Origin of the sequence: Cohnella sp. AR92, assembly GCF_003990975.1 — a bacterium.
Lineage (GTDB): Bacteria > Bacillota > Bacilli > Paenibacillales > Paenibacillaceae > Cohnella.
Genome location: NZ_RZJR01000009.1, coordinates 232,982 through 255,688, shown reverse-complemented (window position 1 = coordinate 255,688; position 22,707 = coordinate 232,982). Strand labels below are relative to the sequence as shown.

22 protein-coding genes and 1 pseudogene are annotated in these 22,707 nt (G+C 53.3%); 17 read left to right on the top strand and 6 right to left on the bottom strand.

Annotated elements, in window-relative coordinates; all coding sequences use genetic code 11:
- Positions 1–69: 69 nt before the first annotated feature.
- Positions 70–1,527, bottom strand: coding sequence for an alpha-L-fucosidase (locus ELR57_RS16820; protein WP_126960249.1), 1,458 nt, complete (start codon positions 1,525–1,527; stop codon positions 70–72).
- A gap of 186 nt (positions 1,528–1,713) precedes the next feature.
- Between ELR57_RS16820 and ELR57_RS16815 the strand changes: the two genes are divergently transcribed.
- From ELR57_RS16815 to ELR57_RS16780, 8 genes are all read left to right on the top strand, one after another.
- Entirely contained in the window at positions 1,714–2,043 is a 330-nt protein-coding gene (locus tag ELR57_RS16815) for a PadR family transcriptional regulator (RefSeq protein WP_126960248.1), read from the top strand.
- A 13-nt stretch (positions 2,044–2,056) separates the two neighbouring features.
- Positions 2,057–2,926, top strand: coding sequence for a pentapeptide repeat-containing protein (locus tag ELR57_RS16810; RefSeq protein ID WP_126960247.1), 870 nt, complete (start codon positions 2,057–2,059; stop codon positions 2,924–2,926).
- Between the two features lie 13 nt (positions 2,927–2,939).
- On the top strand, positions 2,940–3,710 hold the full coding sequence (locus ELR57_RS16805; RefSeq protein WP_126960246.1) for an ABC transporter ATP-binding protein: 771 nt from the start codon (positions 2,940–2,942) through the stop codon (positions 3,708–3,710).
- 1 nt (position 3,711) lies between these two features.
- Positions 3,712–4,479 carry an ABC transporter permease gene (locus ELR57_RS16800; protein WP_126960245.1) on the top strand — a complete coding sequence of 256 codons (768 nt, stop codon included), beginning with the start codon at positions 3,712–3,714 and terminating at the stop codon, positions 4,477–4,479.
- 249 nt (positions 4,480–4,728) lie between these two features.
- The gene (locus tag ELR57_RS16795) at positions 4,729–5,298 is read left to right on the top strand and encodes a dihydrofolate reductase family protein (protein ID WP_126960244.1); all 570 of its coding nucleotides are present in this window, start codon (positions 4,729–4,731) and stop codon (positions 5,296–5,298) included.
- Between the two features lie 113 nt (positions 5,299–5,411).
- Positions 5,412–6,932, top strand: a complete 1,521-nt coding sequence (adh, locus tag ELR57_RS16790; RefSeq protein ID WP_126960243.1) for an aldehyde dehydrogenase — start codon at positions 5,412–5,414, stop codon at positions 6,930–6,932.
- A 12-nt stretch (positions 6,933–6,944) separates the two neighbouring features.
- Positions 6,945–7,310 (top strand): DUF779 domain-containing protein, encoded by a 366-nt coding sequence (locus tag ELR57_RS16785; RefSeq protein WP_126960242.1) that lies wholly within the window; start codon positions 6,945–6,947, stop codon positions 7,308–7,310.
- A gap of 200 nt (positions 7,311–7,510) precedes the next feature.
- Positions 7,511–7,720, top strand: coding sequence for a glycine zipper domain-containing protein (locus tag ELR57_RS16780; protein ID WP_126960328.1), 210 nt, complete (start codon positions 7,511–7,513; stop codon positions 7,718–7,720).
- A gap of 284 nt (positions 7,721–8,004) precedes the next feature.
- On the opposite strand, the gene ELR57_RS16775 is transcribed toward ELR57_RS16780, so the two are convergent.
- On the bottom strand, positions 8,005–8,379 hold the full coding sequence (locus ELR57_RS16775) for a VOC family protein (RefSeq protein WP_158630050.1): 375 nt from the start codon (positions 8,377–8,379) through the stop codon (positions 8,005–8,007).
- 5 nt (positions 8,380–8,384) lie between these two features.
- Positions 8,385–9,512 (bottom strand): serine hydrolase domain-containing protein, encoded by a 1,128-nt coding sequence (locus tag ELR57_RS16770; protein WP_158630049.1) that lies wholly within the window; start codon positions 9,510–9,512, stop codon positions 8,385–8,387.
- Between the two features lie 138 nt (positions 9,513–9,650).
- On the opposite strand from ELR57_RS16770, the gene ELR57_RS16765 reads away from it, so the two are divergent.
- Positions 9,651–10,595 (top strand): AraC family transcriptional regulator, encoded by a 945-nt coding sequence (locus ELR57_RS16765; protein WP_126960239.1) that lies wholly within the window; start codon positions 9,651–9,653, stop codon positions 10,593–10,595.
- Positions 10,596–10,713: 118 nt separating this feature from the next.
- On the opposite strand, the pseudogene ELR57_RS28645 reads toward ELR57_RS16765, so the two are convergent.
- Both ELR57_RS28645 and ELR57_RS16760 read right to left on the bottom strand, forming a co-directional pair.
- Positions 10,714–10,812: pseudogene (locus ELR57_RS28645) on the bottom strand (HPr(Ser) kinase/phosphatase); the annotation flags it as partial.
- A gap of 21 nt (positions 10,813–10,833) precedes the next feature.
- Positions 10,834–11,850: an aminoglycoside phosphotransferase family protein gene (locus ELR57_RS16760; RefSeq protein ID WP_126960238.1), complete on the bottom strand. Its 1,017-nt coding sequence runs from the start codon at positions 11,848–11,850 to the stop codon at positions 10,834–10,836.
- Positions 11,851–12,349: 499 nt separating this feature from the next.
- On the opposite strand from ELR57_RS16760, the gene ELR57_RS16755 reads away from it, so the two are divergent.
- The 8 genes from ELR57_RS16755 (at position 12,350) to ELR57_RS16720 (ending at position 21,766) form a co-directional block, all read left to right on the top strand.
- Entirely contained in the window at positions 12,350–13,057 is a 708-nt protein-coding gene (locus ELR57_RS16755) for a response regulator transcription factor (protein WP_126960237.1), read from the top strand.
- A complete protein-coding gene (locus ELR57_RS16750; RefSeq protein WP_126960236.1) occupies positions 13,054–14,055 on the top strand; it encodes a sensor histidine kinase in 1,002 nt (333 codons plus the stop codon). The genes ELR57_RS16755 and ELR57_RS16750 overlap by 4 nt, the downstream gene beginning before the upstream one ends.
- An 87-nt stretch (positions 14,056–14,142) precedes the next feature.
- Entirely contained in the window at positions 14,143–14,913 is a 771-nt protein-coding gene (locus tag ELR57_RS16745; RefSeq protein WP_126960235.1) for an ABC transporter ATP-binding protein, read from the top strand.
- The gene (locus ELR57_RS16740; protein WP_126960234.1) at positions 14,888–16,777 is read left to right on the top strand and encodes an FtsX-like permease family protein; all 1,890 of its coding nucleotides are present in this window, start codon (positions 14,888–14,890) and stop codon (positions 16,775–16,777) included. Before ELR57_RS16745 ends, ELR57_RS16740 begins: the two co-directional genes overlap by 26 nt.
- A 207-nt stretch (positions 16,778–16,984) precedes the next feature.
- On the top strand, positions 16,985–17,596 hold the full coding sequence (locus tag ELR57_RS16735) for a YdeI/OmpD-associated family protein (RefSeq protein WP_238162568.1): 612 nt from the start codon (positions 16,985–16,987) through the stop codon (positions 17,594–17,596).
- Between the two features lie 203 nt (positions 17,597–17,799).
- Positions 17,800–20,397 carry a phosphoenolpyruvate synthase gene (gene ppsA, locus ELR57_RS16730; protein WP_126960326.1) on the top strand — a complete coding sequence of 866 codons (2,598 nt, stop codon included), beginning with the start codon at positions 17,800–17,802 and terminating at the stop codon, positions 20,395–20,397.
- A 122-nt stretch (positions 20,398–20,519) separates the two neighbouring features.
- The gene (locus ELR57_RS16725) at positions 20,520–21,212 is read left to right on the top strand and encodes an SAM-dependent methyltransferase (RefSeq protein WP_126960233.1); all 693 of its coding nucleotides are present in this window, start codon (positions 20,520–20,522) and stop codon (positions 21,210–21,212) included.
- Between the two features lie 110 nt (positions 21,213–21,322).
- On the top strand, positions 21,323–21,766 hold the full coding sequence (locus ELR57_RS16720; protein WP_126960232.1) for a cell wall hydrolase: 444 nt from the start codon (positions 21,323–21,325) through the stop codon (positions 21,764–21,766).
- Between the two features lie 68 nt (positions 21,767–21,834).
- Here ELR57_RS16720 and ELR57_RS16715 read toward each other — a convergent pair whose 3' ends face one another.
- Positions 21,835–22,659, bottom strand: a complete 825-nt coding sequence (locus tag ELR57_RS16715; protein WP_126960231.1) for an AraC family transcriptional regulator — start codon at positions 22,657–22,659, stop codon at positions 21,835–21,837.
- Positions 22,660–22,707 lie beyond the last annotated feature (48 nt).

The window sequence follows — 22,707 nt, the reverse complement described above, 5'->3', positions numbered from 1 at the left end:
CAACACAAAAGGAGGTCGACCATCTCGTTGGTCGGCCTCTCATTATTTTATTGCAACGGGGCGAGGGATTTATTCCAACTCGATCCGGAACACAACCGGCGTAGAGCTCTTGACTGCAGCCGTTCGGATCGTTAAAGCTTCCTTGTCCCGATCCCAAGCCGGTTGCTCGTCGAAGCCTAGCACGCGAATCTCTCGAACGACTCCGTGATAGTGGGGAGAATGCTCTCTGAGCGAGCGCACGCGCACGATGCCGTCTTCCGGATATGACAGAACCGTAGCATAAAGATAGCTTCCTTTGGCGGTGAATCGGATGTCCTCGCTTGTGAAGGAAGTGGCCGTTCCGTCCGTAAATTGGCCTTCTTGGATGGCCGTCGGGCCTTCGCCGGACGTTCTCCAATACTTCGTGCCGTATATCGCCTCCCCGTTGATCCGCAGCCATTCGCCGACGGCAAGCAGAATATCCCGGTCTTCGTCGGGAATCGTTCCGTCCGCTTTGGGGCCAATATTGAGCAGCAAGCTGCCGTTCTTGCTGACGATATCCACTAGGCTCTGAATGATCTCTACCGGCGATTTGTAATCATTATTAGGGGTATAACACCAGGAATTTCTCGCAACGGCTGTATCGGTCTGCCAGAAGTACGGCTTCAGCTCCGCGAACTGGCCTCTTTCCACGTCGGGAACGGCGGTGCCGAACAGGTAAGCGTCGTGTTTGTAATTGATGGCGACGGGGTACCCCCATTCTTCTCCCTTGTTGTAGTAATAAGCCGCGAATTTCTTCAGGTACGGCTTGAAAGCGGTCGTCTGAATCCACCAGTCGAAATAAAATACTTTGGGACGGTAACGGTCCACGAGCTCGCAGCAGCGGAGCAGCCAGTCCTCCAGAAACTCCCGGTTCGGAGGCGAACCCGCGAGATCCTGATGATCGGGCTCCGGCATCGAGGGCCAATAGAAGTCGCCGCATGCCAGCGGTTCATGGACATCCGAATCGAATTCCTTGCCGTGGGACAGGAAGAACCAGTGTTCCGCGCGGTGGGAGGATACGCACAGCTCCAGGCCCTTGCTCTCGAACGCGATTTTCATCTCGGCTAGAAGATCCCGGCGAGGTCCCATCTCGTAGGCATTAAACCGGGAGAGTTCGCTCTTGTACATTTGGAACCCGTCATGGTGCTCGGCAACCGGCATGATGTATTTGGCTCCGCTGCGGCTGAACAGATCCGCCCACTCTTCCGCATCGAACCGTTCGGCCTGGAACATCGGAATAAAATCTTTGTAGCCGAACTGTCTGTGATCCCCGTAAGCGCGAATGTGATGCTCGTATTCCTTGGAGCCTTGGATGTACATATTGCGCGGATACCATTCGTTTGAGTAAGCGGGTACGGAATAGACGCCCCAATGAACGAAGATGCCGAACTTGGCGTCTCTATACCATTCGGGAACTCGAAAAGAAGCGAGAGAGCCCCAATCGTCCTTGAATCGTCCTCGCGCAATCGTATCCTCGATGGCTTGCAGCCTTTCCGTTCTATCCATCAGCCCATGACCTCCTTATCGGTGTTCGCTCAGCTAATAGCATAAGACATGCCGAAGGAAATGGATACCAAATTATTGATTGACGGTTAGAGAGGCACCTTTTGTTCCAGACAGAGTATTATGTTTACAGAAGTACCTTGACAGTCACAGTAATATGATTTATCATGCAGTCATGGAGGTGATTGCATGAGCGAGAACAAAATCACATCCGACCTGCTGCGAGGACATACGGATACGATGATTTTACGGCTCTTGTCGGAAGCGGATCGTTACGGGTACGAGATCGTCAAGCTGATTGCCGAGCGTTCGGACGGCGAATATGAACTGAAGGAAGCGACGATGTACTCCAGCTTCCGGCGGCTAGAAGCGGACGGCGACATCGAGTGGTACTGGGGCGACGAATCGCAGGGCGGACGGCGCAAGTATTTTCGAATTACGGGGAAGGGCAAGGAGACTTACTCCCGCAACAAGAGCAATTGGGAGTATGCCAAGCGCGTGTTAGAAAATTTATTATAAGGAGATTGAGACTATGAATCAGAGAGTAACGGATTACTTGAACGGCGTCTTCACGCCATACGACGGGGTCAAGAGCGTTGCCGAATTAAAGGCCGATCTGCTCGCCGATTTGCAGGAGAGGTACGGCGAACTCCGGGCGGAGGGCAAGGACGACGAGATCGCCTTTAAGATGACGATCGAGAGCATCGGCGATATCGAGCAAACGATCCTGGAGGTCTCCAACCTCTCCCGTTCGCTGGAGCGGCAGGTGCGGATCAACCTTCGCGCGGTCGATCTTAAAGAGAGCGACTTCGCGGGCGTTACGCTGCACAAAGGAGAATTCAAAGCGGCCTCGTTGCGCGGAGCCGACTTTCGCGGCGCAGACCTGACCGGCAGCTCGTTCGCGTCCAGCGACGCGCGCGATGCCAACTTCGACGGAGCCAATCTGACCGACTGCAGCCTATCCGTCCTTGATCTTACGAATGCGAGCTTCAACAAAGCAACCCTCGTTCGCACCAGCTTTAACGCCTCCGGGATGGACGGGGCAACATTCGCCGATACGAAACTGACCGATGTCACGATCAACAAGACCGACCTTAGAAAAGCATCCTTCGAGAACTGCAGCTTTAACGGAGTCGACTTTAAATATTCCGATCTCCGGGGGCTTCGGTTTGACGGGCAGACCTTCATCGGCGTCAAGTTCGACAAATCCGCCATGAACGACGTTTCGTTCCGGGGAGCGACGCTCAAGAACGTCTCCTTCCGCCTGCCGTTCTCCGTGACGAACAAATCTTACCTTGCCTTCAAGACCGTCAGCTTCGACGGCGCGATGATGGATAAGGTGACTTATGCGGCGCTCAAAGGCCTTTGGGTCGTCGATCTGTCGAAAGTGACCGTTATCTAAGGGAGGGAACCCTATGCAATTCGTGCTAACTAAGCCCATTCAAGTCAGAGGCCTTCAGAAATCCTATAAGCAGCTGCAGGTGCTGAAGGGCGTCGATTTCGAAGTGGAGAAGGGCAGTATTTTCGCTCTTCTCGGTTCCAATGGAGCAGGCAAAACAACGGTTGTCAAAATCCTCACCACGCTGCTCCGACCGGACGGCGGATCCGCGGCCGTTAACGGATTCGATGTCTCGACGCAGTCCGATCACGTGCGGCAGACGATCAGCCTGACCGGGCAGTTCGCCGCCGTGGACGAAATCTTGACCGGACGGGAGAATCTGGTCATGATCGCCAAGCTGAGATACCTCAAGAATCCGCGCCAGGTGGCGGACGACATGCTAACGCGCTTCGGTCTGACGGAAGCCGCCGACCGCAGAGTGTCTACGTACTCCGGGGGGATGCGCCGCAGGCTCGACATCGCCTTGAGTCTCGTGGGCAAGCCGCCGATCATTTTCCTGGATGAACCGACCACGGGGCTTGATCCCGAAGCGCGGATCGAGGTCTGGAAGGTGGTCAAGGAGCTTGCCGACGGCGGGACGACGGTCCTTCTCACCACGCAGTATCTGGAGGAAGCCGAGCAGTTGGCCGACCGGATCGCCATTCTGCACGAAGGGCGGATTATCGCAAGCGGCACGCTCGCGGAGCTCAAAAGCATGTTCCCGACCGCCAAAGTGGAGTATGTCGAGAAACAACCGACGTTAGAGGAGATCTTCCTCGCCATCATCGGCAAGAAGGAGGGAAAGTAAGATGGAGACGGCAAAGAAACACTTTTTCATCGATGTCAGCGTGATGCTCGGACGTTCCATGAGACATATTTTCCGCAGCATGGATACCATCATCACGGTTACGATCATGCCGATCGCGATGATGCTGCTGTTCGTCTATGTATTCGGAGGCGCTATTCAGGCCGGAACGGATAACTACGTGAATTACCTGCTGCCCGGAATCCTTCTCATGGCCATTGCCAGCGGAATCTCCTACACGGCTTACCGGTTGTTCACCGATGTGCAGAAAGGAATCTTCGAACGGTTCCACACCATGCCGATCTCCCGTTCCGCCTTGCTCTGGGGACATGTGCTCACTTCGATCGTGTCCAACGCCCTGTCGGTGGTCGTCATTATTCTCGTCGCGTTGGCGATGGGGTTCCGTTCCTCCGCGGGAGTGCTGCCATGGCTTGCCGTTGCGGGAATCCTCGTACTGTTTACGCTTGCCTTAACCTGGGTCGCCGCTATAGCCGGATTGTCTGCCCGAACGATCGATGGCGCTAGTGCCTTTTCCTACCCGTTAATCTTCCTGCCATTTATCAGTTCGGCCTTCGTGCCGACCGACTCGATGCCGACCGTCGTTCGAGCCTTTGCCGAGAACCAGCCGGTAACCTCGATCGTCGAATCCATTCGCTCCTTGCTGTCCGGCGGAACGCCCGGCAACGACATCTGGATCGCTCTCGCTTGGTGCGTCGGAATTATGCTCGTGGCTTACTTCTTCGCGATGAGAGCATACAAAAAGAGGGTATAAAAGCATTAGCCGCCGTATGGCGGTTTTTTTGCGTTATTAGAACTCCTGAGCAAGACCGCATCCAATAACTGTATAATAGAGTGGGAGTGAGAATACACGCATGGAAGTCTGGGATACGGATCATTCTTTCCGATTCCCCCTTGAACCTTACGTAACGTAATGATTTATAGTGAACGTAACAGCAGGACAACCAAAGGACAACGGCTTAAATCGCACAGGATAAATTCCAAAACCGAAGGAGAACCGGACATGAGAAAACTCGTATTGTTCATGCATGTGTCGTTGGATGGGTATGCGTTAGATTCGAACGGAGGACTGGAATGGATTCCGTACAACGAGGAATTAGAGAAATACGCCGAGGAGGTCGTAGCCGAAGTCGGCTCTCCCGTATACGGACGTACGACGTATCAGATGATGGAGAGCTACTGGCCCACGGTGCTGGATGATCCGAATGCGACGAAGCACGAGTTGGAACATGCCGATTGGGTGCAGCATGTTAAGAAGATCGTCATTTCCGGCACGATGGACAAGGCGGAATGGAACAATACCGTGCTGATCAAGAACAATATCGCCGAGCAAATCAAGGCGCTCAAGGAACAGCCTGGCAAAAATCTCGTAATCTTCGGCAGCCCCGGGGCGGCGAAGACGCTGCTTGAGCTCGGCTTGATCGACGAATTCCTACTGACGATTTGTCCGGTCGTCCTAGGGAGCGGAAAATCGGTGTTCGACGGCGGCGTCGAGAAGATCAAGCTCAAGCTGCTGTCCAGCCGAACGTTCAAATCGGGCATTATCGCGACCCGCTATGAGTTGGAGAGATAGTCGCGCCGTATTTAGCTCTAGCATATATTCTGCGTTGTCCGCGTAGAAATCGTATTGATGAACAAATTCGCGTAAGCGCTTGCAATCCGTGCGAATACAAAGGAGGATAAAAAATGATCTACGCTCAGCCTGGTACTAGCGGATCGGTTATCAGCTTTAAGAAACGTTATGAGAACTACATAGGCGGAAGGTGGGTCGCACCCGTTAGAGGAGAGTATTTCGAGAACGTATCTCCCGTCGATGGAAAAGCATTCTGCGAGGTGCCGAGATCCACTGCCGAGGATATCGAGCTCGCGCTCGACGCGGCGCATGAAGCCAAAGAAGCGTGGGGACGTACCTCCGCAACCGAGAGGGCCCTGTTGCTCAATCGGATCGCGGACCGAATGGAAGCCAATCTGGAGATGCTCGCCGTCGCCGAATCCTGGGATAACGGGAAGCCCGTCAGGGAGACGCTTGCGGCCGACATGCCGCTGGCAATCGACCATTTCCGGTATTTCGCGGGTTGCCTGAGATCCCAAGAAGGCACGATGAGCGAGATCGATAACGATACAATCGCTTACCATTACCATGAACCGCTTGGCGTCGTCGGGCAAATTATTCCGTGGAATTTCCCTATTCTGATGGCGACGTGGAAGCTTGCTCCAGCACTAGCGGCAGGTAACTGCGTCGTCTTGAAGCCCGCGGAGCAGACGCCGGCGTCCATTCTCGTGCTGCTCGAATTGATCGAAGATTTGCTGATACCCGGAACGGTTAACGTCGTTAACGGTTTTGGACTGGAAGCCGGCAAACCGCTCGCCTCAAGCAGTCGCGTCGCCAAGATCGCTTTCACGGGGGAAACGACGACCGGCCGTTTGATCATGCAGTATGCTTCGCAGAATCTGATCCCGGTTACGCTCGAGCTAGGCGGCAAATCTCCCAATCTATTTTTCGAAGACGTATTCGCGCAGGATGATGAATTCGCCGACAAAGCAATCGAAGGATTCGTCATGTTCGCTCTCAATCAAGGCGAGGTATGCACTTGTCCATCGCGCGCGCTGATCCAAGAATCGATCTACGACCGGTTCATGGAGAAAGCGCTCGCTCGAGTCTCCGCGATCAAGCAAGGCAATCCGCTCGACACGAGCACGATGATCGGCGCGCAGGCTTCGATGGAGCAGGTGGAGAAGATCCTCTCTTATTTCGATATCGGCCGGCAAGAAGGCGCGGAATGCTTGATCGGCGGCAGCAGAGCTTCGCTGGAAGGCGACCTTTCGGATGGGTTCTACATTCAGCCGACCGTGTTCAATGGCCATAATAAGATGCGCATTTTCCAAGAAGAAATCTTCGGACCTGTCGTCTCCGTGACGACGTTCCAAAACCCCGCGGAGGCGCTGGAGCTCGCAAACGACACGTTGTACGGCCTCGGCGCCGGCGTTTGGACGCGGGACATGAATCTCTCTTACCGAATCGGAAGGGGCATTCAGGCCGGACGCGTCTGGACGAACTGCTACCACGCCTATCCCGCGCACGCCGCATTCGGAGGATATAAGGGATCGGGCATCGGCAGGGAAACGCACAAGATGATGCTCTCCCATTATCAACAGACGAAAAACCTGCTCGTCAGCTACAGCCCGCGCGCGCTCGGCTTCTTCTAAAGGAGCGGACGAATGGATGCCGTGCGGAAAGTGACGGCTACGGATGCGGCGCTGGCACTTATCGAGCAGCTTCAGGCGAGGCACGGTCCCGTCATGTTCCATCAGTCGGGAGGCTGCTGCGATGGAAGCTCTCCGATGTGCTTTCCGGAAGGCGAGCTAATCGTCGGGGATGCTGACATCCTGATGGGAGAGATTGGCGGGGCCAAGTTCTACATGACCAAAGCGCAGTACGATTACTGGAAGTACACGCAGCTGATCATTGACGTCGTCGAGGGGCGCGGCGGCATGTTCTCGCTCGAAGGCCCGACGGGGCGGCGATTTCTAACGCGATCGCGCATGTTCAGCGAGGAGGAGTTGTCGCAGCTGGGAATCAGTTGATATCGATAAAACGCCAACCGATCGTTAGAATCGGTTGGCGTTTTGTACGAATAGAAGGAGTCCGGTCCTATTTAAATAAAAGAAAATGGGCAAGATATGTTTCGGGACAAACGCTGGAAAGATGCGGCTTCCCTATAACAAACAAGGGAGTGATACAGTTGACGGAAAACAGCAAGCAAAATCAGAATGAAGAACACAACATGACCAACATAGCTGATGTGAACGCAGGCGAAGCTGTAGGAACCGTTGGCGGCGCTGCTGCAGGGGCTGCCTTGGGATCTATTTTTGGACCGCTCGGCACCATTGCAGGTGCCGTCGCTGGTGGCGCGTTAGGTAATAAGGTGGGAGATGGCGTTACGAATGCCGATAGTGGTAACGCTGGCGCCGAGGACCGTAGTCGAACCGAATAAATAGCGCCAAGGCCAGCCATTAGTAAAATCCATTAGAAGCCACGCTCAGCGTGGTTTTTTATTTTATGATGCAAGTTCTTCTCATAAGCACATGACAAGACTTTCAAGATTTCACCATAGAAGTTCCCAAGGGTTGCAAACTAGCCTTGTTTTTGTTTTTGGTGCGTGGTCGAAGTATTGCTGATTGGCTTCCAGAGCCAATTCTGCAATTGGAGTGATTGGATCTCTTATAGTGAGAATCCATTAGCGACCGGTGACGAAGAGAATTGAAAATAAGAATAGCGTTAACCCAGCGGGAATCCTCCCCATAGATGAAGACGATTTCCGTCCAAGTCGTATACTTTGAAGTTATATCCGCAATTGCCGTCATTCGTACACTCGCCAACCTCAACCCCGTGTTCCTTCATTTTGCTATGAAGAGCTTGAGCATCATCCACTTTAAAAGTCACAGCAAACATTTCATAGCCTTCCTTGTTGATAAAATTAAGTGTTCGCCTCTCATTCGTCTCGATAAACATGAGGCTTTGGCCTCTCGGGAGCACTAGTGCGGAATAGCTGCCTTCTCTTCTTTGTTGTAGTCCAAAATGCTTTGCATACCAGTGACCTGCCGCTTCTGCATCTGAAACGGGAATATAAAGGGTCTCTACATAATCTATCATTTCATTCATCCTTTCACTGCTTGGATAATTTCTCTCATAATCGGCTGCGGTAGTGTAGAGTCTTCCGGCGAATCGGAGCTGAAGACGACGACGAGATTCCGCCTCGGTACGACGTAGATATATTGACCGCCGTATCCCATCGCGTCGTACAGACGCTCTCCCGCTAATGAGCCGACCCACCAGTGGTACCCGTATTCGCCAAAGAGCGAGACGCCGTCGGCATGAACGCTTGTCGAACCGGTCACCCAATCCGCCGGCACGATCTGTTTGTCCTCCCACTTTCCGCCATGCAGGTAGAGAAAGCCGAAACGAGCTTGATCCCTGGAGCTCATTTTGAGCCCAAAGCCGCCCGTGTTAGAGCCGTCTGGACTGCCGTACCAGAACAAATCGCGGGTGATGCCAATAGGCTCGAACAGTTTGTTCTTGGCATACTCATATTCGCTAAGTCCGGTCGTTGTCTTCAGAATCGTCGCCAGCACCTGCGAGCCGCCGGTGTTGTAATTAAACGCATCTCCTGGCTTGCGTTCCATCGACCGTTGAAGCACGAACGCCGGCCAGTCCTTCGAATTTAGCATTGGCTCGACGAAGTAATTCCACTCCGTCCACTCCGGCCAGTCCAAGCCCGATGTCATCGACAGCAGGTGTGCAATTGTAATGGACTTTTTGTCCGCGTCCGTCTCTTCGGCGGCGAGCTTCGGAAAATAGTTCAGCACTGGATCGTCGATGTCGCCAATCTTTCCTTCCTCGATCGCGATGCCGACGAGCGCCGACGTGATACTCTTCGTAACGGAGTTGATCTCGTACTCCTTCTCTGGATTGCCTTCTTTGTAATATTCGCCGACAATGTAGCCGTCCTTGACAACGACCATCGATCGAATAGGCTTCAGCGGGAGCCCGTCTAGGATCTTTGTCAGCTTCTTCCCGTCCATGCCCCGCTCGTCCGGCTTCGCGGTGCGCCATGCCTCGGTCGGCCAGTAATCCGGCTCGGGCACAAGCTTCTCCTGCTGTTTCGCGGCTTCCGACCCGTCCGCCAGTACACTCGAACCCTCCGAGCATCCTGCCAATGCGAAGCTGATTATAGCAATCCATGCGACCGTAGCCGACTTCAGTATATTACTGCGTAACGCGAACATCCGATATCCCTCTTTTACCGACAAATATCCTTCGACTACGATTGTACCCAAAGCAGCATGGGATTTCTTTCCGTTTTCTGCCTTTCGTTTAACGTTTTTTGCTATGATGGACAAAAGAGTTTCTTCTCGGAGGGGAACATGCAGCCAACTCATACCCAGTCCGCTCAGGGCAAAGAATACGCACACCGCATCAACCGCGTCGTTCGTTATATAGAGAGCCATCTCGGCGACCCGCTCCCGATGGAGACGCTGGCCGACATTGCGGCGTTCTCCGTCCATCATTTTCATCGGATATTCAAACGGACGATGAATGAGAACGTGCACGCGTTCGTCAACCGGCTCCGCGTGGAAAAAGCGGCGAAGTTGCTGCTCTTCCAGCCGGAGCGTCCCTTGATAGATATCGCGCTGGCATGCGGGTTGCAGTCATCCGCCCATTTCGCCAGGGTATTCAAGCAACATACGGGTTTGTCGGCAACTGAATATCGCTCCCGCTTTCGGCTTGACGCCGTCTTGGCGAACTTCCTCCGGCATACCGGCGCGCAAACGGAAGCCGCCGATGAGCGGCGGCGGATGCTCGAAGAGAAATATGATCGGCTGGCTATAAAGGTGATGTCGCTGCCCGAACGGCAAGCGGTCTGCTGCACCTACTATGGACCGATTCTTACGGACGATGTTGGTCCCAGCACTGGCGCTGTGTTCGCTAAGGTGGAAGGGTGGATGAAGGCTCGGGATTTGCTCACTTGCGACAGTCAGTACATCGGTCTAATCCCGGACGACCCGTATATCACTCCGCCCGACAAACATCGCTACATGGCCTGCATTACGACCGATTTGCCGTTTGATCCAATTCACGACATCGAGCGCGTGACTATTCTGGGCGGCAAATACGCCGTGATCTATATGGAGGGTCAATCCGACGTCATCCGTGATTTAGCCCACCTCGTCAGCATCCAGTGGCTGCCGCTAAGCCCCTATCTCTGGGACACGTCGCGCAACCATATTCAAATCTTTCATAACAATCCTCAGCTCGATCCGGAACGCATCGTCCGCGTGGAATTCTGCATTCCGGTTATCGCCAAATAACTGGTCATTGGTTTGTTTCTTTTAGTGATTTATGTTCAAATCCTCTACTCCTGAATAGCGATACTTTGGGCAGAAGCGGAACCTGGTTCAGGACGTTTGTGTGCCGCTTTAAAAGCATCGCTGTTTCTCCAAGCCGCTTCAGATACCAATTGTTCGCTGCTGCTTCGATCAGTTCGGCGACATCGCGCCCAGGCTGCAGTTGAAGTGATCCGTCTGGTTCTGGATTTTCTTTTTAGAGTCATCCCTGCACAGAGTTGGTCTTCATTTCGTGGATTTTTTGAAGCGTCTGTACACACTTCATCTTCTCTCCATCGTCCTCCGTATGGAGGTACCGCTCTACAAGCCTGTACCCGAATACGAGAAGGATCATCTCGTAGACGCAAGTATCGGCAATAGGGGATATTTCCGCATACTCCGAGAAGCCTTTGTAATAGGCGGGAACGCATCGCTGGTAGTATTCGACCATGCGATCGATATCCGCTTCATCCGCAATCAGGCTTGCGAGGTCCTCGCCCAGGTAACCCCATCCGCTGGTATCCCAGTCGATGAGCACGATTTTCCCGTCCGTATAGATCAGGTTGGCAACCCAGAAGTCCCGGTGGCATAGTACGAGGGGCAAATTTGCGATGCGGGCGAATATCTCGTCTGCGTGCTCATCGATGTCGATGAGCATTTGCCCCGCGTGCTGAGGGAATTCGCAGTCCGCCGAGCGTATATAATCGTAGACGACCGGCCATGACCGGTAATGTAAATACGTATTCTTCATGAGCTCTGCATGGCTTAGATTGGTCAGTCTCCGCAGTACGGCGGGCTGCTCCGTATACAGTTTTCCTTGATAGCGCCCTAATTCCAACGCGGCTTGTTCATACATGTCGCCGGTCAAATTTAAACCAGTGACTCCCTCGATATACTCCAGCCACAGCTCGAATTCATTTTCTTCAGCATTGATCTCGGCGTGGTAACATGTCGGCCAGCGGAAGGCATCCGAGAACGTCGCTCCCAAGTCAGACGTATAGAGATCATATTCCCGGCGCCATGAACCCGGATCTCCGTAACGTTCCCATTTCTTCTGGATTTTTAGCACGATACGGTACGGCGATTTTTCGCCATCCGCGGATTCGGCGATTCCCGTTGCCAGGTACACATTTCCCACCGTTCCGCCCTGTAACGGCATGGTTTGGCAGTCGGCGGAGATGATATCCGTCTTGAATCGTTGGCTTAAAACATAGATCAGCGTTTCGTATTTCATATTCATTTCTTCCACCCTCGCTCCTGTAAAGTTGTTTTTGCACGCAAAAATGCCACGGACAAGCAGCCTCTAAGAAGCTGCTGTCGCGCGGCATTAGGACGCAAAATAATACGATCTTCATCGTACCCTGCAAACAGCAATATTCACGAAAGGTTACTTTGGATTGGCATAACAAATAATACGGGCGTTTTCCCGCTTTATTTGCATATGCCTGCTATTCAGTTTAAGACCGAACCACCCTATAAGTAGTTGCCATTCAAACACATCCCCTTTCGTGTCAGGAACTTGCTTATCGCTAAGCTGTCTATAAAATACTCTATTTTGGAAAAAAGATCAACGTATTACAGATGGAGCGGGCAGAGGACAAAGCTAAACCCGCAACCGTCCGGGTTGTGGGTTTTCTGATGCGGAAGCGGTATGGACGCGGGAAGGACCTTGGCTTAATCTAGTACGAGAGGCAAGCTAGCTTTCTAACTATTTGCTGCTGCCGAGGAGGAAGGCTGAATTGTATCGAATTCTAATCTGCGAAGACGACCCCAAGCTGGCCGAGCTAATGGGGAATCACATAGAGAAATACGGTTTTCAAGCGGTAACCGCGACCGATTTCGGTCAAATTCTGCAGCTGTTTAAGAAGACGAATCCCCATCTTGTGATCATGGACGTGAATCTGCCCCAATACGATGGGTTCTACTGGTGCCGGCAGATCCGGAGCGTGTCCACCTGTCCGATCCTCTTCATCTCGGCGAGAGCCGGGGAGATGGATCAAGTGATGGCGCTGGAATACGGGGCGGACGATTACATGACGAAGCCGCTTCAAGCCGAGGTTATGGTCGCCAAGATCCGCAGCCAGCTGCGCCGCGTTTACGGAGAATATGCCGCGCAGGCGGAGGAACGGGTCGTTCGCGAAGCGGGAATGACGCTTTACCCGGAGCGGATGGAGCTTCATTACGGCAACGCCTCCGTGGTCTTGACGAAGAAGGAAGCGCTGCTCGCGGAAGCGATGCTTGAACGCTATCCCCGGGTTGTCGCCCGGGAGGAATTGCTGGAGCTTCTATGGGATGACCAGACTTACGTAGACGAGAATACGCTCAACGTCAATGTGACCCGGCTGCGGAAGAAATTGCAGGAGGCCGGAGTTCTCGGGGGAATCGAAACGATTCGCGGAGCCGGATACCGGATCAAGCCGACGGAGGAGGGCGGGGAGCCGAGATGAAGCTGTTTCTGCGCGAGCATGCGTTGCTCATTGTCCTCCAATTTGCGCAATTGGTGCTCGTCTTATCCGTCTACTTCTTGGATGGATACCGCGACTGGCGAACAGGCTCTTACGCCGTCTTCATCGGAATGTTCGTACTCTTGGGATATCTCGTTTATCGTTATTTCCGCCATGCGAAAATGTACAAGCTGCTGTCCGCCACCGAGTTGTCGTTGGAGGAATCGATTACGCAGCTTGGCGAAGCCCCCGTCCCCGCCGCGCTTCATGAGCTGCTGCAGAGCCAATATCGGCAATACCAGAATCAAGCGAACGCATGGGAGCACCATAGAAGGGACCATTTGTCGTTCATGAACCAATGGGTACATCAGATGAAGACGCCGCTCTCCGTTATTCACCTGACCGTTCAGAACCGGGAGGAGCCATCCTTCGCCAGCATCGGCGAGGAGGCGGAACGTCTTGAGCAAGGGTTGGAAAAGGTGCTGTACGCCGCCCGATTGGAAGCCTTCGAGCAGGACTTTCAGGCGGAGCGGGTCAACTTGCGGGAGCTGGCGGCGGGGGCCATCAACGAGCATAAAAGGCTGTTTATCCGCAGCGAGGTGTATCCCGACAACCAGGTTGATCCGGAGCTTTGGGTCGAGACCGACGCCAAGTGGATGCGGTTTGCCCTGAACCAGATCGTGAGCAATGCCATTAAATATTCGGCCGGCAGCCGGTCGAAGGTGAGTTTTGAGTCGAAGGCAGATGGAGATAGCATTACGCTGGAGATCCGGGATCGGGGCGTCGGCATTCCGCTCTCCGACCGGAAGCGGGTGTTCCAGCCCTTCTTCACCGGTGAGAACGGACGGCAGTTCAGGGAATCCACGGGCATGGGACTTTATCTGGCGAAGAAGATTTGCGATCAGCTGCAGCATCCGATCGAGCTGGAATCGACCGTAGGCGAGGGAACCCTCCTGAAGATCGACTTCCGGCAAGTCCAACCTTACACGGATGTAAGATAACTGAAAGCCTAATCGATAGGACGGATCTCCCTTCTCCGGTAGACTGATATCAAGAGTTCTTCTTTCATGGAAAGGGAGTAAGACGCGATGGACATTCTTAATGTGGACCAAGTAAGCAAAATTTACGGCGAAGGCGTCCAATATCGGGCGCTGAACAATATTTCGTTCGCGATAGAGAAGGGAGAATTCGTCGGCGTCATGGGACCGTCCGGCAGCGGCAAAACGACGCTGCTGAACCTGGTGGCGACCATCGACCAGCCGTCCAGCGGGGAAATATCCATCAATGGGCAAGTTCCGCATCGGTTGAAGAAGAACAAGCTGGCGAAGTTCCGGCGCAAGGAGCTCGGATTCGTCTTTCAGGACTTCAATCTGCTGCATACGCTAACAGTCGAGGAGAACATCGTCCTGCCGCTCGTCCTGGAGGGCGAACGAGTATCGGTCATGGAGCAGAAGGCTCGCAGGCTCGCGGAGAGATTGGGGATCGAGCATATCCTCGGCAAGAGAACTTACGAGATCTCCGGAGGACAAGCGCAGCGGGCGGCGATCGCGCGGGCGATCATCCATACGCCCAGTCTGCTGCTTGCGGACGAGCCGACAGGGAACTTGGATTCCAAAGCGGCGAAGGACGTCATGCTGACCTTATCGGAGATCAACCAGACCGAAGGGACGACGACGCTTCTGGTCACCCACGATGCCTTGGCGGCCAGCTACTGCCACCGGGTGATCTTCATCAAGGACGGCCAGCTGTACAACGAGATTCATCGGGGCGATAATCGTCAGGCGTTCTTCCAGAAAATTATCGATATGCTGTCGTTGATGGGAGGGCATGCGCATGACCTTGCGTCGGTTCGCGTTTAACAACGTCCTCCGCAACAGCCGGATCTATGCCGCTTACTTCTTGAGCAGCGCCTTCTCGGTCATGGTCTTCTTCGTCTATTCCATGTTCGCGTTCCACCCCGGACTTAAGGGGGAGGCGATTCATTCGAACGTTTCCATGGCCATGCATTTCGCCGAGGCGATCATCTATGCGTTCTCGTTCTTCTTCGTGCTGTATTCGATGGGCGCGTTCCTGAAGACTCGCAAGAAAGAGTTCGGTATTCTCGTCATGCACGGCATGTCCAATATGCAGCTTCGCGGTCTGGTGTTCATGGAAAATATGATCATCGGCTTCGCGGCCACCGTGACCGGAATTGGGATCGGGCTTGTGTTCGCCAAGCTCATCTTGTTGGTTGCGCAGAACGCGCTGAGGTTGGATCAGACGTTGTCGTTCTACTTTCCTATTTCTGCGTTAGGGCTGACATTCGGAGCTTTTATGGTGTTGTTCTTCGCCATCTCGCTGTTTACCGTCGTGATTCTGCGGGGTCATAAGCTGATCGATTTGCTTAAGGGATCGACAAAGCCCAAGCCTGCGCCTTTTGCTTCCGCTTTCCTGTCTTTGTCGGCGGTATTCCTGCTTGCCGGGGGTTACGCGATCGCTTTGGTGGTGAAAGGGACGCTCGTCGTTTACGCCATGATTCCCGTGACGATTATCGTGATCGCCGGCACTTATTTGTTGTTCACTCAGCTAAGCGTCTATCTTATTAATCGAAGCAGGGGGAACCGATCGTTCTTCTGGCGTCGAACCAATCTGGTGCTCTTCTCGGACCTTGCTTACCGCATGAAAGACAACGCTCGTACATTCTTTATGGTGGCGATCCTGTCTACCGTCGCGTTCAGCGCGATCGGCTCGCTGATCGGTTTCAAGTCGATGTATACGTCCATCATGAAGGACGAGAATCCCTTCGCGATCGAGTACACGTCGCAGGCAAACAACCCTCAGGAACTCTCGGCCTCGCATCTTGATCTCATCGAGCGGACTCTAGCGGGATCAGGCGCGGATTATCGAAAGTATGAGGCGGACATAAAGTACGCGAAGCTTCAATCGGGGCAAGCGGTTGCCGTCGTGCGGGCGTCTTCCTTCAATTCGATTGCGGAGGCTGCCGGCGAGAAGCTTGCCGCGGTTCAGGGGAACGAAGCAGCGGTCGTGTACTACAACAATTCATTGTATAAGAAGAAATCGGATATGGCCGATGTTGCGCTCGCGGATTCGAAGCTGACGCTTCATCCGGTGCAAGCGATCCGGTCGGTGACGCTTCCGATCTTCGAGAACTATTACGTGGTTCCGGATCCGTTATACGATCGTCTAGGCGAAGGGGAGAAGGTCGACCGCTTCTATGCGTTCGACGCTCGGAAAGACTCGGCGGATCTGGTCGCGATAGGGAAAGAGCTTGAGGGACGGTTGGACCAAGACGGGGCGAACGGTCACTTCAAGTACTTCAGTTTGGATTACCAGCTTTATTTACTGGATCAGCAATACGGGACGGTCTTGTTCATCGGTTTGTTTATCGGCATTGTCTTCTTCGTGGGAGCGGGCAGCTTCCTTTACTTCAGACTGTACACGGATCTGGAGGAGGACAAGCGCAAGTTCAACGCGATTCGGAAGCTGGGGTTGAGCGACCGGGAGCTATCCGGGATTCTGACCAAGCAAATCCTGCTGCTGTTCTTCGTTCCCATTCTGGTAGCGGTCATTCACGGAGCCGTCGCCCTGACAGCCCTGCAGCATATGTTCGATTACGGGCTGTTTCGTCAATCCGCGTTGGTGCTCGGAATATTCGTCTTCATTCAGATCGTTTATTTCGCTCTGATCCGAACGAGATATATCGCTAAAGTGAAGCAAGCATGACGCATTCGATCATTTGCTATGGAAGAAGCGTTAATCGCCATGCTGACGTCAAGCCCAACACTTGCCGTTTGCGTCGTGTTTTTACAATACCGGTATTCGTGATTTTGCTAGGCTTAACTTAAGCCAATTCTTGTTCACAGGGAGAGGGAATTCGCTTTTGACGCGAATAATGGACTAGATTTGCATGATTAGGAGGCGATTCTGGTTTTGAAAAAAACGAGCGAGCTGCCGATTGTTTCCTTTGCCGATCCGTTGTCCTTTGAGAGCTGGATGGATAATAATTGCGATAGCTCACCCGGAATCCGATTACAGATTGCGAAAAAGAATTCCGGCATCCTAACGATTTCCTATAAAGAAGCGCTCGATGTTGCCTTATGTTACGGATGGGTTGACAGTCAGAAGGAAGCATTCGATGAGAAAACCTGGCTGCAGCGGTTCACTCCGCGCGGACCCAAGAGCATCTGGTCGAAAGTCAATAAAGACAAAGCGGAACAACTGATCGCGAACGGCCGAATGAAGAATTCCGGATATAAGTCCATTGAAGAAGCCCAAAAGAACGGAAACTGGGATAAGGCCTACGAATCACAGCGCATTGCCTCTCTGCCAGAGGATTTCGCAATTGAGTTGGAACGAAATTCGGAGGCTAAGGCATTCTACGATACGCTCGACAAACAAAATAAATACGCGATCGTGTTTCGAATTAATACGGCCAAGAAACAAGAAACTCGAGATAAGCGGATCCGTCAGTTCATCCAAATGCTGGAGGAAGGCAAGAAAATTTATCCTTCACCGAGAACCAGAACGATCACAGAGCGATAAACCAATCAAAAAAGAACCTCGGCAATCGCCGGGTTCTTTTGCTTTGCAAGGAAAAAGTCCTGGTGATATAATCAATAAAGGACTTTGTTTCATTTTAATAAGACATAATTATATCCATCTTACACTTTAATCGTAACATGCGGATAATCTTCTGTCAACTGTTTTTCTCAAACTAATGGTTAGGAGAGATGGGAATGACTTCTTTGAATTCTTTGGTGCTCGGTCTTGAGGAATTGGACAGCTCGAAGCTCTCGCTCGTTGGCGGTAAAGGGCTGAATTTAGGAGAACTCTCCCGAATGGATGGCCTTCAAGTGCCGGAAGGATTCTGCGTGACGACGGCGGGCTATCGGAAAGCCACGGAACAAAACGAAACGTACCATGCTTTATTGGACCGGCTAACGATGCTGAGAGCAGATGACCGCGAACAAATTGCGGCAATCAGCGGGAAGATCCGGCAGCTTCTTACGGAGACGGAGATTCCTGCCGATGTCGCGAAAGAAGTCGCTCGTTATCTCTCCCGTTATGGGAATGATCAGGCTTATGCCGTGCGTTCCAGCGCGACTGCGGAGGATTTGCCTCATGCCTCTTTTGCCGGCCAACAAGACACCTACCTGAATATCATCGGACAGGAAGCCATCCAACGGCATATCCGCCAATGCTGGGCGTCCCTCTTCACGGACCGCGCGGTCATCTACCGGATCCGGAACGGGTTCGACCACCGGCAGGTTTATCTATCCGTTATCGTTCAGAAGATGGTGTTCCCGCAAGCGTCGGGGATTCTATTCACCGCCGATCCGGTGACTTCCAACCGGAAGGTGCTGTCCATCGACGCGGGGTTCGGACTCGGGGAAGCGCTGGTCTCCGGCCTGGTCGCTCCGGATGGTTATCAAGTGCGGGAAGGACAGATCGTCGGCAAGAGGATAGCGGCCAAGAAGCTGGCGATCTATGGTCGTAAAGAAGGGGGAACGGAGACCAAGCCGATCGATCCCGGACAGCAGCTGGCTCAAACGCTTACGGATCGGCAAATTCTACGGTTGGCAGACATCGGGAGGCGGATTGAAGCCTATATGGGTCGCCCCCAGGACATCGAATGGTGCTTGGCGGACGATTCCTTCTATATTCTGCAGAGCCGCCCGATTACGACTTTGTTCCCGATTCCCGAAGCGGGCGACCAGGCCAATCGCGTTTACATCTCGGTCGGCCACCAACAGATGATGACGGACCCGATGAAGCCTCTGGGATTGTCCTTCTACCTGATGACGACTTCCGCCCCCATGCGCACAGCCGGAGGACGATTGTTCGTCGATGTCACGGCAAGACTGGCATCTCCCGCAGCTCGCTCTATTTTCTTAAATACCATGGGACAGTCCGATCCGCTCCTCAAAGACGCCCTTACGACCGTAATCGAACGTGATTTTATCCCGGTGCTGCCCGACCCTGCTAACGGCACGATGAAGTCGCCCGCGGGCCCCCAAGCTCCGGTCGAACCCGATCCGGCTATCGTCGCCGAGCTGATGAAGAACGGCGAGAACTCGATAGATGAGCTGAAGCAAGCGATCCGAACGAAATCCGGACAGGAATTGATGGCCTTTATTCAGGAAGACATCCAGGAGTTAAGGAGGAGTCTATTCGATCCGAGAACCCTGCCTGTCATTCTGGCTGCCATGGACGCTTCCGCTTGGATCAATGAGAAGATGTACGACTGGTTAGGCGAAAAGAACGCAGCGGATCCTCTATCCCAATCCGTGCCGAATAACATCACGTCTCAGATGGGGCTGGCATTATTGGACGTCGCGGACGCGATTCGTCCTTATCCGGAAGTCGTAGAATTTCTGCAGCAGATCAATGGCGATCTTGTGCTGGATGATCTGGCTAAGGTACATGGCGGGGAGGAAGCCAGGGCGGCTATCGAAGGCTTCCTCCGCAAGTACGGAATGCGATGCGCAGGGGAGATCGACATCAGCCGGACACGTTGGAGCGAGAAACCGTCGATGCTGATTCCCATGATCCTGAGCAATATCCGAAACTCGGAGCCGAATGCCGGAGAGCGGAAGTTCAAGCAGGGCCAGCAGGAAGCGCGGAAGAAAGAGCAAGAGCTGTTGGAGCGATTGAAGGCATTGCCGGATGGAGAACAAAAAGCTAAGGAGACCAAGCGGCGGATCGACCTTATACGGAATCTCAGCGGGTACCGGGAATACCCCAAATACGGCATGGTGAGCCGTTACTTCGTCTACAAGCTGGCGCTGCTTAAGGAGGCCGAACAGCTCGTGCAAGCCGGCGTGATTCAAGCCAAAGAAGACATCTTCTACCTCACCTTCGAGGAGCTTCGCGATGCCGTACGCACCCGTCAATTGGATAACGGGATCATCGACGAACGCAAGGACGAGTACCGCTTCTACGAGAAGCTGAGCCCGCCGCGCGTGATCACGTCCGATGGCGAGATCATCACGGGAGAGTATCGGCGGGATAATCTCCCGGCCGATGCGATTGCCGGTCTTGCGGTCTCTTCCGGAGTCATAGAAGGACGGGCGAGAGTCATCTTGAACATGGAAGAAGCGGAACTCGAAGAAGGAGATATCTTGGTCACCGCCTTTACGGACCCTAGCTGGACCCCGTTGTTCGTATCCGTTAAAGGCTTAGTCACAGAAGTAGGCGGTCTGATGACCCACGGTGCCGTGATCGCGCGCGAATATGGGCTTCCCGCCGTTGTCGGCGTCGAGAATGCTACCAAACGGATCGTGGACGGACAACGGATTCGCGTGAACGGAACGGAAGGGTATATCGAAGTGTTGTCTTCCTGACGCGAGGAGGAAAGCGGATCGGGCTAGCGAATACCTAAAGCATGCGGAAGGGAGGGGATCTTCTGAGCATCAGACCGGTACTCTATGAGAGTGATAGCAGAGCAGAGGAGAGGCGAGCCGAGATGAGCGAAGAGGTTAAATTGGATTTAAGCCGTATCGTTTTTATAGGCAGAACATTCGATGAGTATATGTCCATGTTCAAGCTAACGGAGACGGAATTGAGGGGACGGTCCATACTGGATTGCCCCGCCGGGGCATGCTCGTTCACGGCGCATGCGAACGAACTCGGCGCGGACGTAACGGCGGCGGATATTGCCTATTATCACGGCGCTGAGGATCTTCAGAGAAAAGGCCTCCAAGATCTGGATCACACCATGGCTCAAATGGGAAAGGTCCAAACAAACTACGTGTGGGAATATTTCCGATCGGTCGATGACTTGAAGAATCACCGTTACCAGGCTTTAACGGATTGTTCGAACGACAGGAGAAAGCATCCCGAACGCTATGTCGCCGCGACGCTGCCCGTCCTTCCTTTCGAGAACAAGCAGTTCGATCTGACCTTGTCCGCCCACTTCTTGTTCATGTATTCCGATAGGCTGGACTATGAGTTCCATAGGCGAACGATCCAAGAGCTGCTTCGGGTAACCAAGAAGGAAATTCGGATCTTCCCCTTAACGAATCTCTCGGCGGAGAAATATCACCTATTGGATAAGATAATCGCCTATCTGCACGAACAAGGATGCACGACTGAGGAAGTCATGGTGGATTACGAGTTCCAGAAGGGAGCAAACCGCATGCTGAAAATTACGATATAGCCAGCCATGAAGCCCAGGTCGCCGAATTCGGTTCGGGCGTTCCTCTGCCGAAGGAACATATCCGCTTCGCCTACAATATGATGAGTCTAGAAATCCTAAGAGGTGAGCCAATGGCAGTCGTAAAAGCCAGAAGTCAGGATATCAACATGTTGGCAAGGTTGCTTCGGGCGGAAGCGGAGACCGAAGGCGAGATGGGCATGCTCCTGGTCGGGAATGTCGGCATTAACCGAGTAAGGGCGAACTGCTCCGATTTTAAAGGAATTCGGACCATTCCCCAGATGATCGAGCAGCCGCATGCGTTCGAAGCGTTGCAGCATAGCTTGTATTATCAAGGCGCAAGAGATCGGGAACGCCGCCTGGCGCAGCGGGCCGTGAACGGAGAGCGCAATTGGCCGGCCGAATTCTCCTTATGGTATTTCCGTCCGGGGACGTTCGAGAATCCGGGGCCCTGTCCGGATACCTGGTACAATCAGCCGCTTGTCGGACGATGGAAGAAGCACTGTTTTTATCAACCGACCGTACAGGAATGCGAAAATATATTTAACACGTTTTAACTTTTGTCGGGAAGAGCGCCGCGTAAATCGCGGCTTTTTTTTGTGCCCAACCGAAAGGGGAATTTGAATTATCGTCCATCCCTTTCGGACCTGTAAGCTCTAGGAGATTGGCCCATGCTCTTCTTGAAGATCTTGGAGAAGAGCAGAGGGTCGCTGTAGCCGACCGAACGAGCGATGTCGCCTACGGACAGTTCCGGGTTCTCCAGCATCTCGCACGCTTTATTCATCCGGTAGCGGATCAGATAATCCTGAATGCTGACGTTCATCGTCCGTTTGAACAACGAGCACAAGTAGCTTCGGTTAAGTCCGATATAATGGGCGATGTCGGCAATGGTCACTTTCTGATCGTAATTCAGGTCGATAAAATCCTTCACTTTATCCACGTAAATCTCCGAGCGGCTTGCGATCGGAAGATCGGAGGAGGCCGGCCCCGATTCCGCGAACTCGGCCAGGAGCAGGGCAAGAAGCCCGTTCAATCGGGTCTCGCGGGCGTTGGAGTATTCCTTCGACTCGGACATCAGCTGCAAATACCGCATCATCCGATCGTCCCGATCGAAGTCGAGAATCGGAGACGATACCGTTAAATCCGCCTTCTTCAGGAGCCATTCGGCTAACGTTCCGTTAAAGCCAAACCAGCAATAGGACCAAGGGTTCGCGGAGTCAGCCCGGTAGTACGTCACGACTTCGGGGCAAATCAGGAAGCCTTGTCCTTTCCGCAGCCGGTACCTCGTTCCGCCCACTTCGAAAATTCCTTCTCCGCTCCATATGTAATGAAGCAAATAGTGGTTCCGTACGGCCGGCCCGAAGTCGTGGCCGGGTATGCATTCCTCCGTACCGAATTGAGTAAGATGCAGCTCCATGTGGTGTTTGCTTCTAGGCAAATACTCGATCATGACAAGCTCTCCTTGCGATAAATTTCTAGCATTATAACATAAACAGTT

Bases quoted from the DNA above. Each gene is read 5' to 3' on its own strand.
- ELR57_RS16745 (WP_126960235.1), top strand. From the start codon at position 14,143: ATGGACATTCTTAATGTGGACCAAGTAAGCAAAATTTACGGCGAAGGC.
- ELR57_RS16715 (WP_126960231.1), bottom strand. From the start codon at position 22,659: ATGATCGAGTATTTGCCTAGAAGCAAACACCACATGGAGCTGCATCTT.
- ELR57_RS16800 (WP_126960245.1), top strand. From the start codon at position 3,712: ATGGAGACGGCAAAGAAACACTTTTTCATCGATGTCAGCGTGATGCTC.
- ELR57_RS16810 (WP_126960247.1), top strand. From the start codon at position 2,057: ATGAATCAGAGAGTAACGGATTACTTGAACGGCGTCTTCACGCCATAC.
- ELR57_RS16795 (WP_126960244.1), top strand. From the start codon at position 4,729: ATGAGAAAACTCGTATTGTTCATGCATGTGTCGTTGGATGGGTATGCG.
- ELR57_RS16820 (WP_126960249.1), bottom strand. From the start codon at position 1,527: ATGGATAGAACGGAAAGGCTGCAAGCCATCGAGGATACGATTGCGCGA.
- ELR57_RS16760 (WP_126960238.1), bottom strand. From the start codon at position 11,850: ATGAATATGAAATACGAAACGCTGATCTATGTTTTAAGCCAACGATTC.
- ELR57_RS16725 (WP_126960233.1), top strand. From the start codon at position 20,520: ATGAGCGAAGAGGTTAAATTGGATTTAAGCCGTATCGTTTTTATAGGC.
- ELR57_RS16765 (WP_126960239.1), top strand. From the start codon at position 9,651: ATGCAGCCAACTCATACCCAGTCCGCTCAGGGCAAAGAATACGCACAC.
- ELR57_RS16770 (WP_158630049.1), bottom strand. From the start codon at position 9,512: ATGTTCGCGTTACGCAGTAATATACTGAAGTCGGCTACGGTCGCATGG.
- ELR57_RS16805 (WP_126960246.1), top strand. From the start codon at position 2,940: ATGCAATTCGTGCTAACTAAGCCCATTCAAGTCAGAGGCCTTCAGAAA.
- ELR57_RS16740 (WP_126960234.1), top strand. From the start codon at position 14,888: ATGACCTTGCGTCGGTTCGCGTTTAACAACGTCCTCCGCAACAGCCGG.
- ELR57_RS16720 (WP_126960232.1), top strand. From the start codon at position 21,323: ATGGCAGTCGTAAAAGCCAGAAGTCAGGATATCAACATGTTGGCAAGG.
- ELR57_RS16775 (WP_158630050.1), bottom strand. From the start codon at position 8,379: ATGATAGATTATGTAGAGACCCTTTATATTCCCGTTTCAGATGCAGAA.
- ELR57_RS16780 (WP_126960328.1), top strand. From the start codon at position 7,511: ATGACCAACATAGCTGATGTGAACGCAGGCGAAGCTGTAGGAACCGTT.
- ELR57_RS16785 (WP_126960242.1), top strand. From the start codon at position 6,945: ATGGATGCCGTGCGGAAAGTGACGGCTACGGATGCGGCGCTGGCACTT.
- ELR57_RS16750 (WP_126960236.1), top strand. From the start codon at position 13,054: ATGAAGCTGTTTCTGCGCGAGCATGCGTTGCTCATTGTCCTCCAATTT.
- ELR57_RS16815 (WP_126960248.1), top strand. From the start codon at position 1,714: ATGAGCGAGAACAAAATCACATCCGACCTGCTGCGAGGACATACGGAT.
- adh (WP_126960243.1), top strand. From the start codon at position 5,412: ATGATCTACGCTCAGCCTGGTACTAGCGGATCGGTTATCAGCTTTAAG.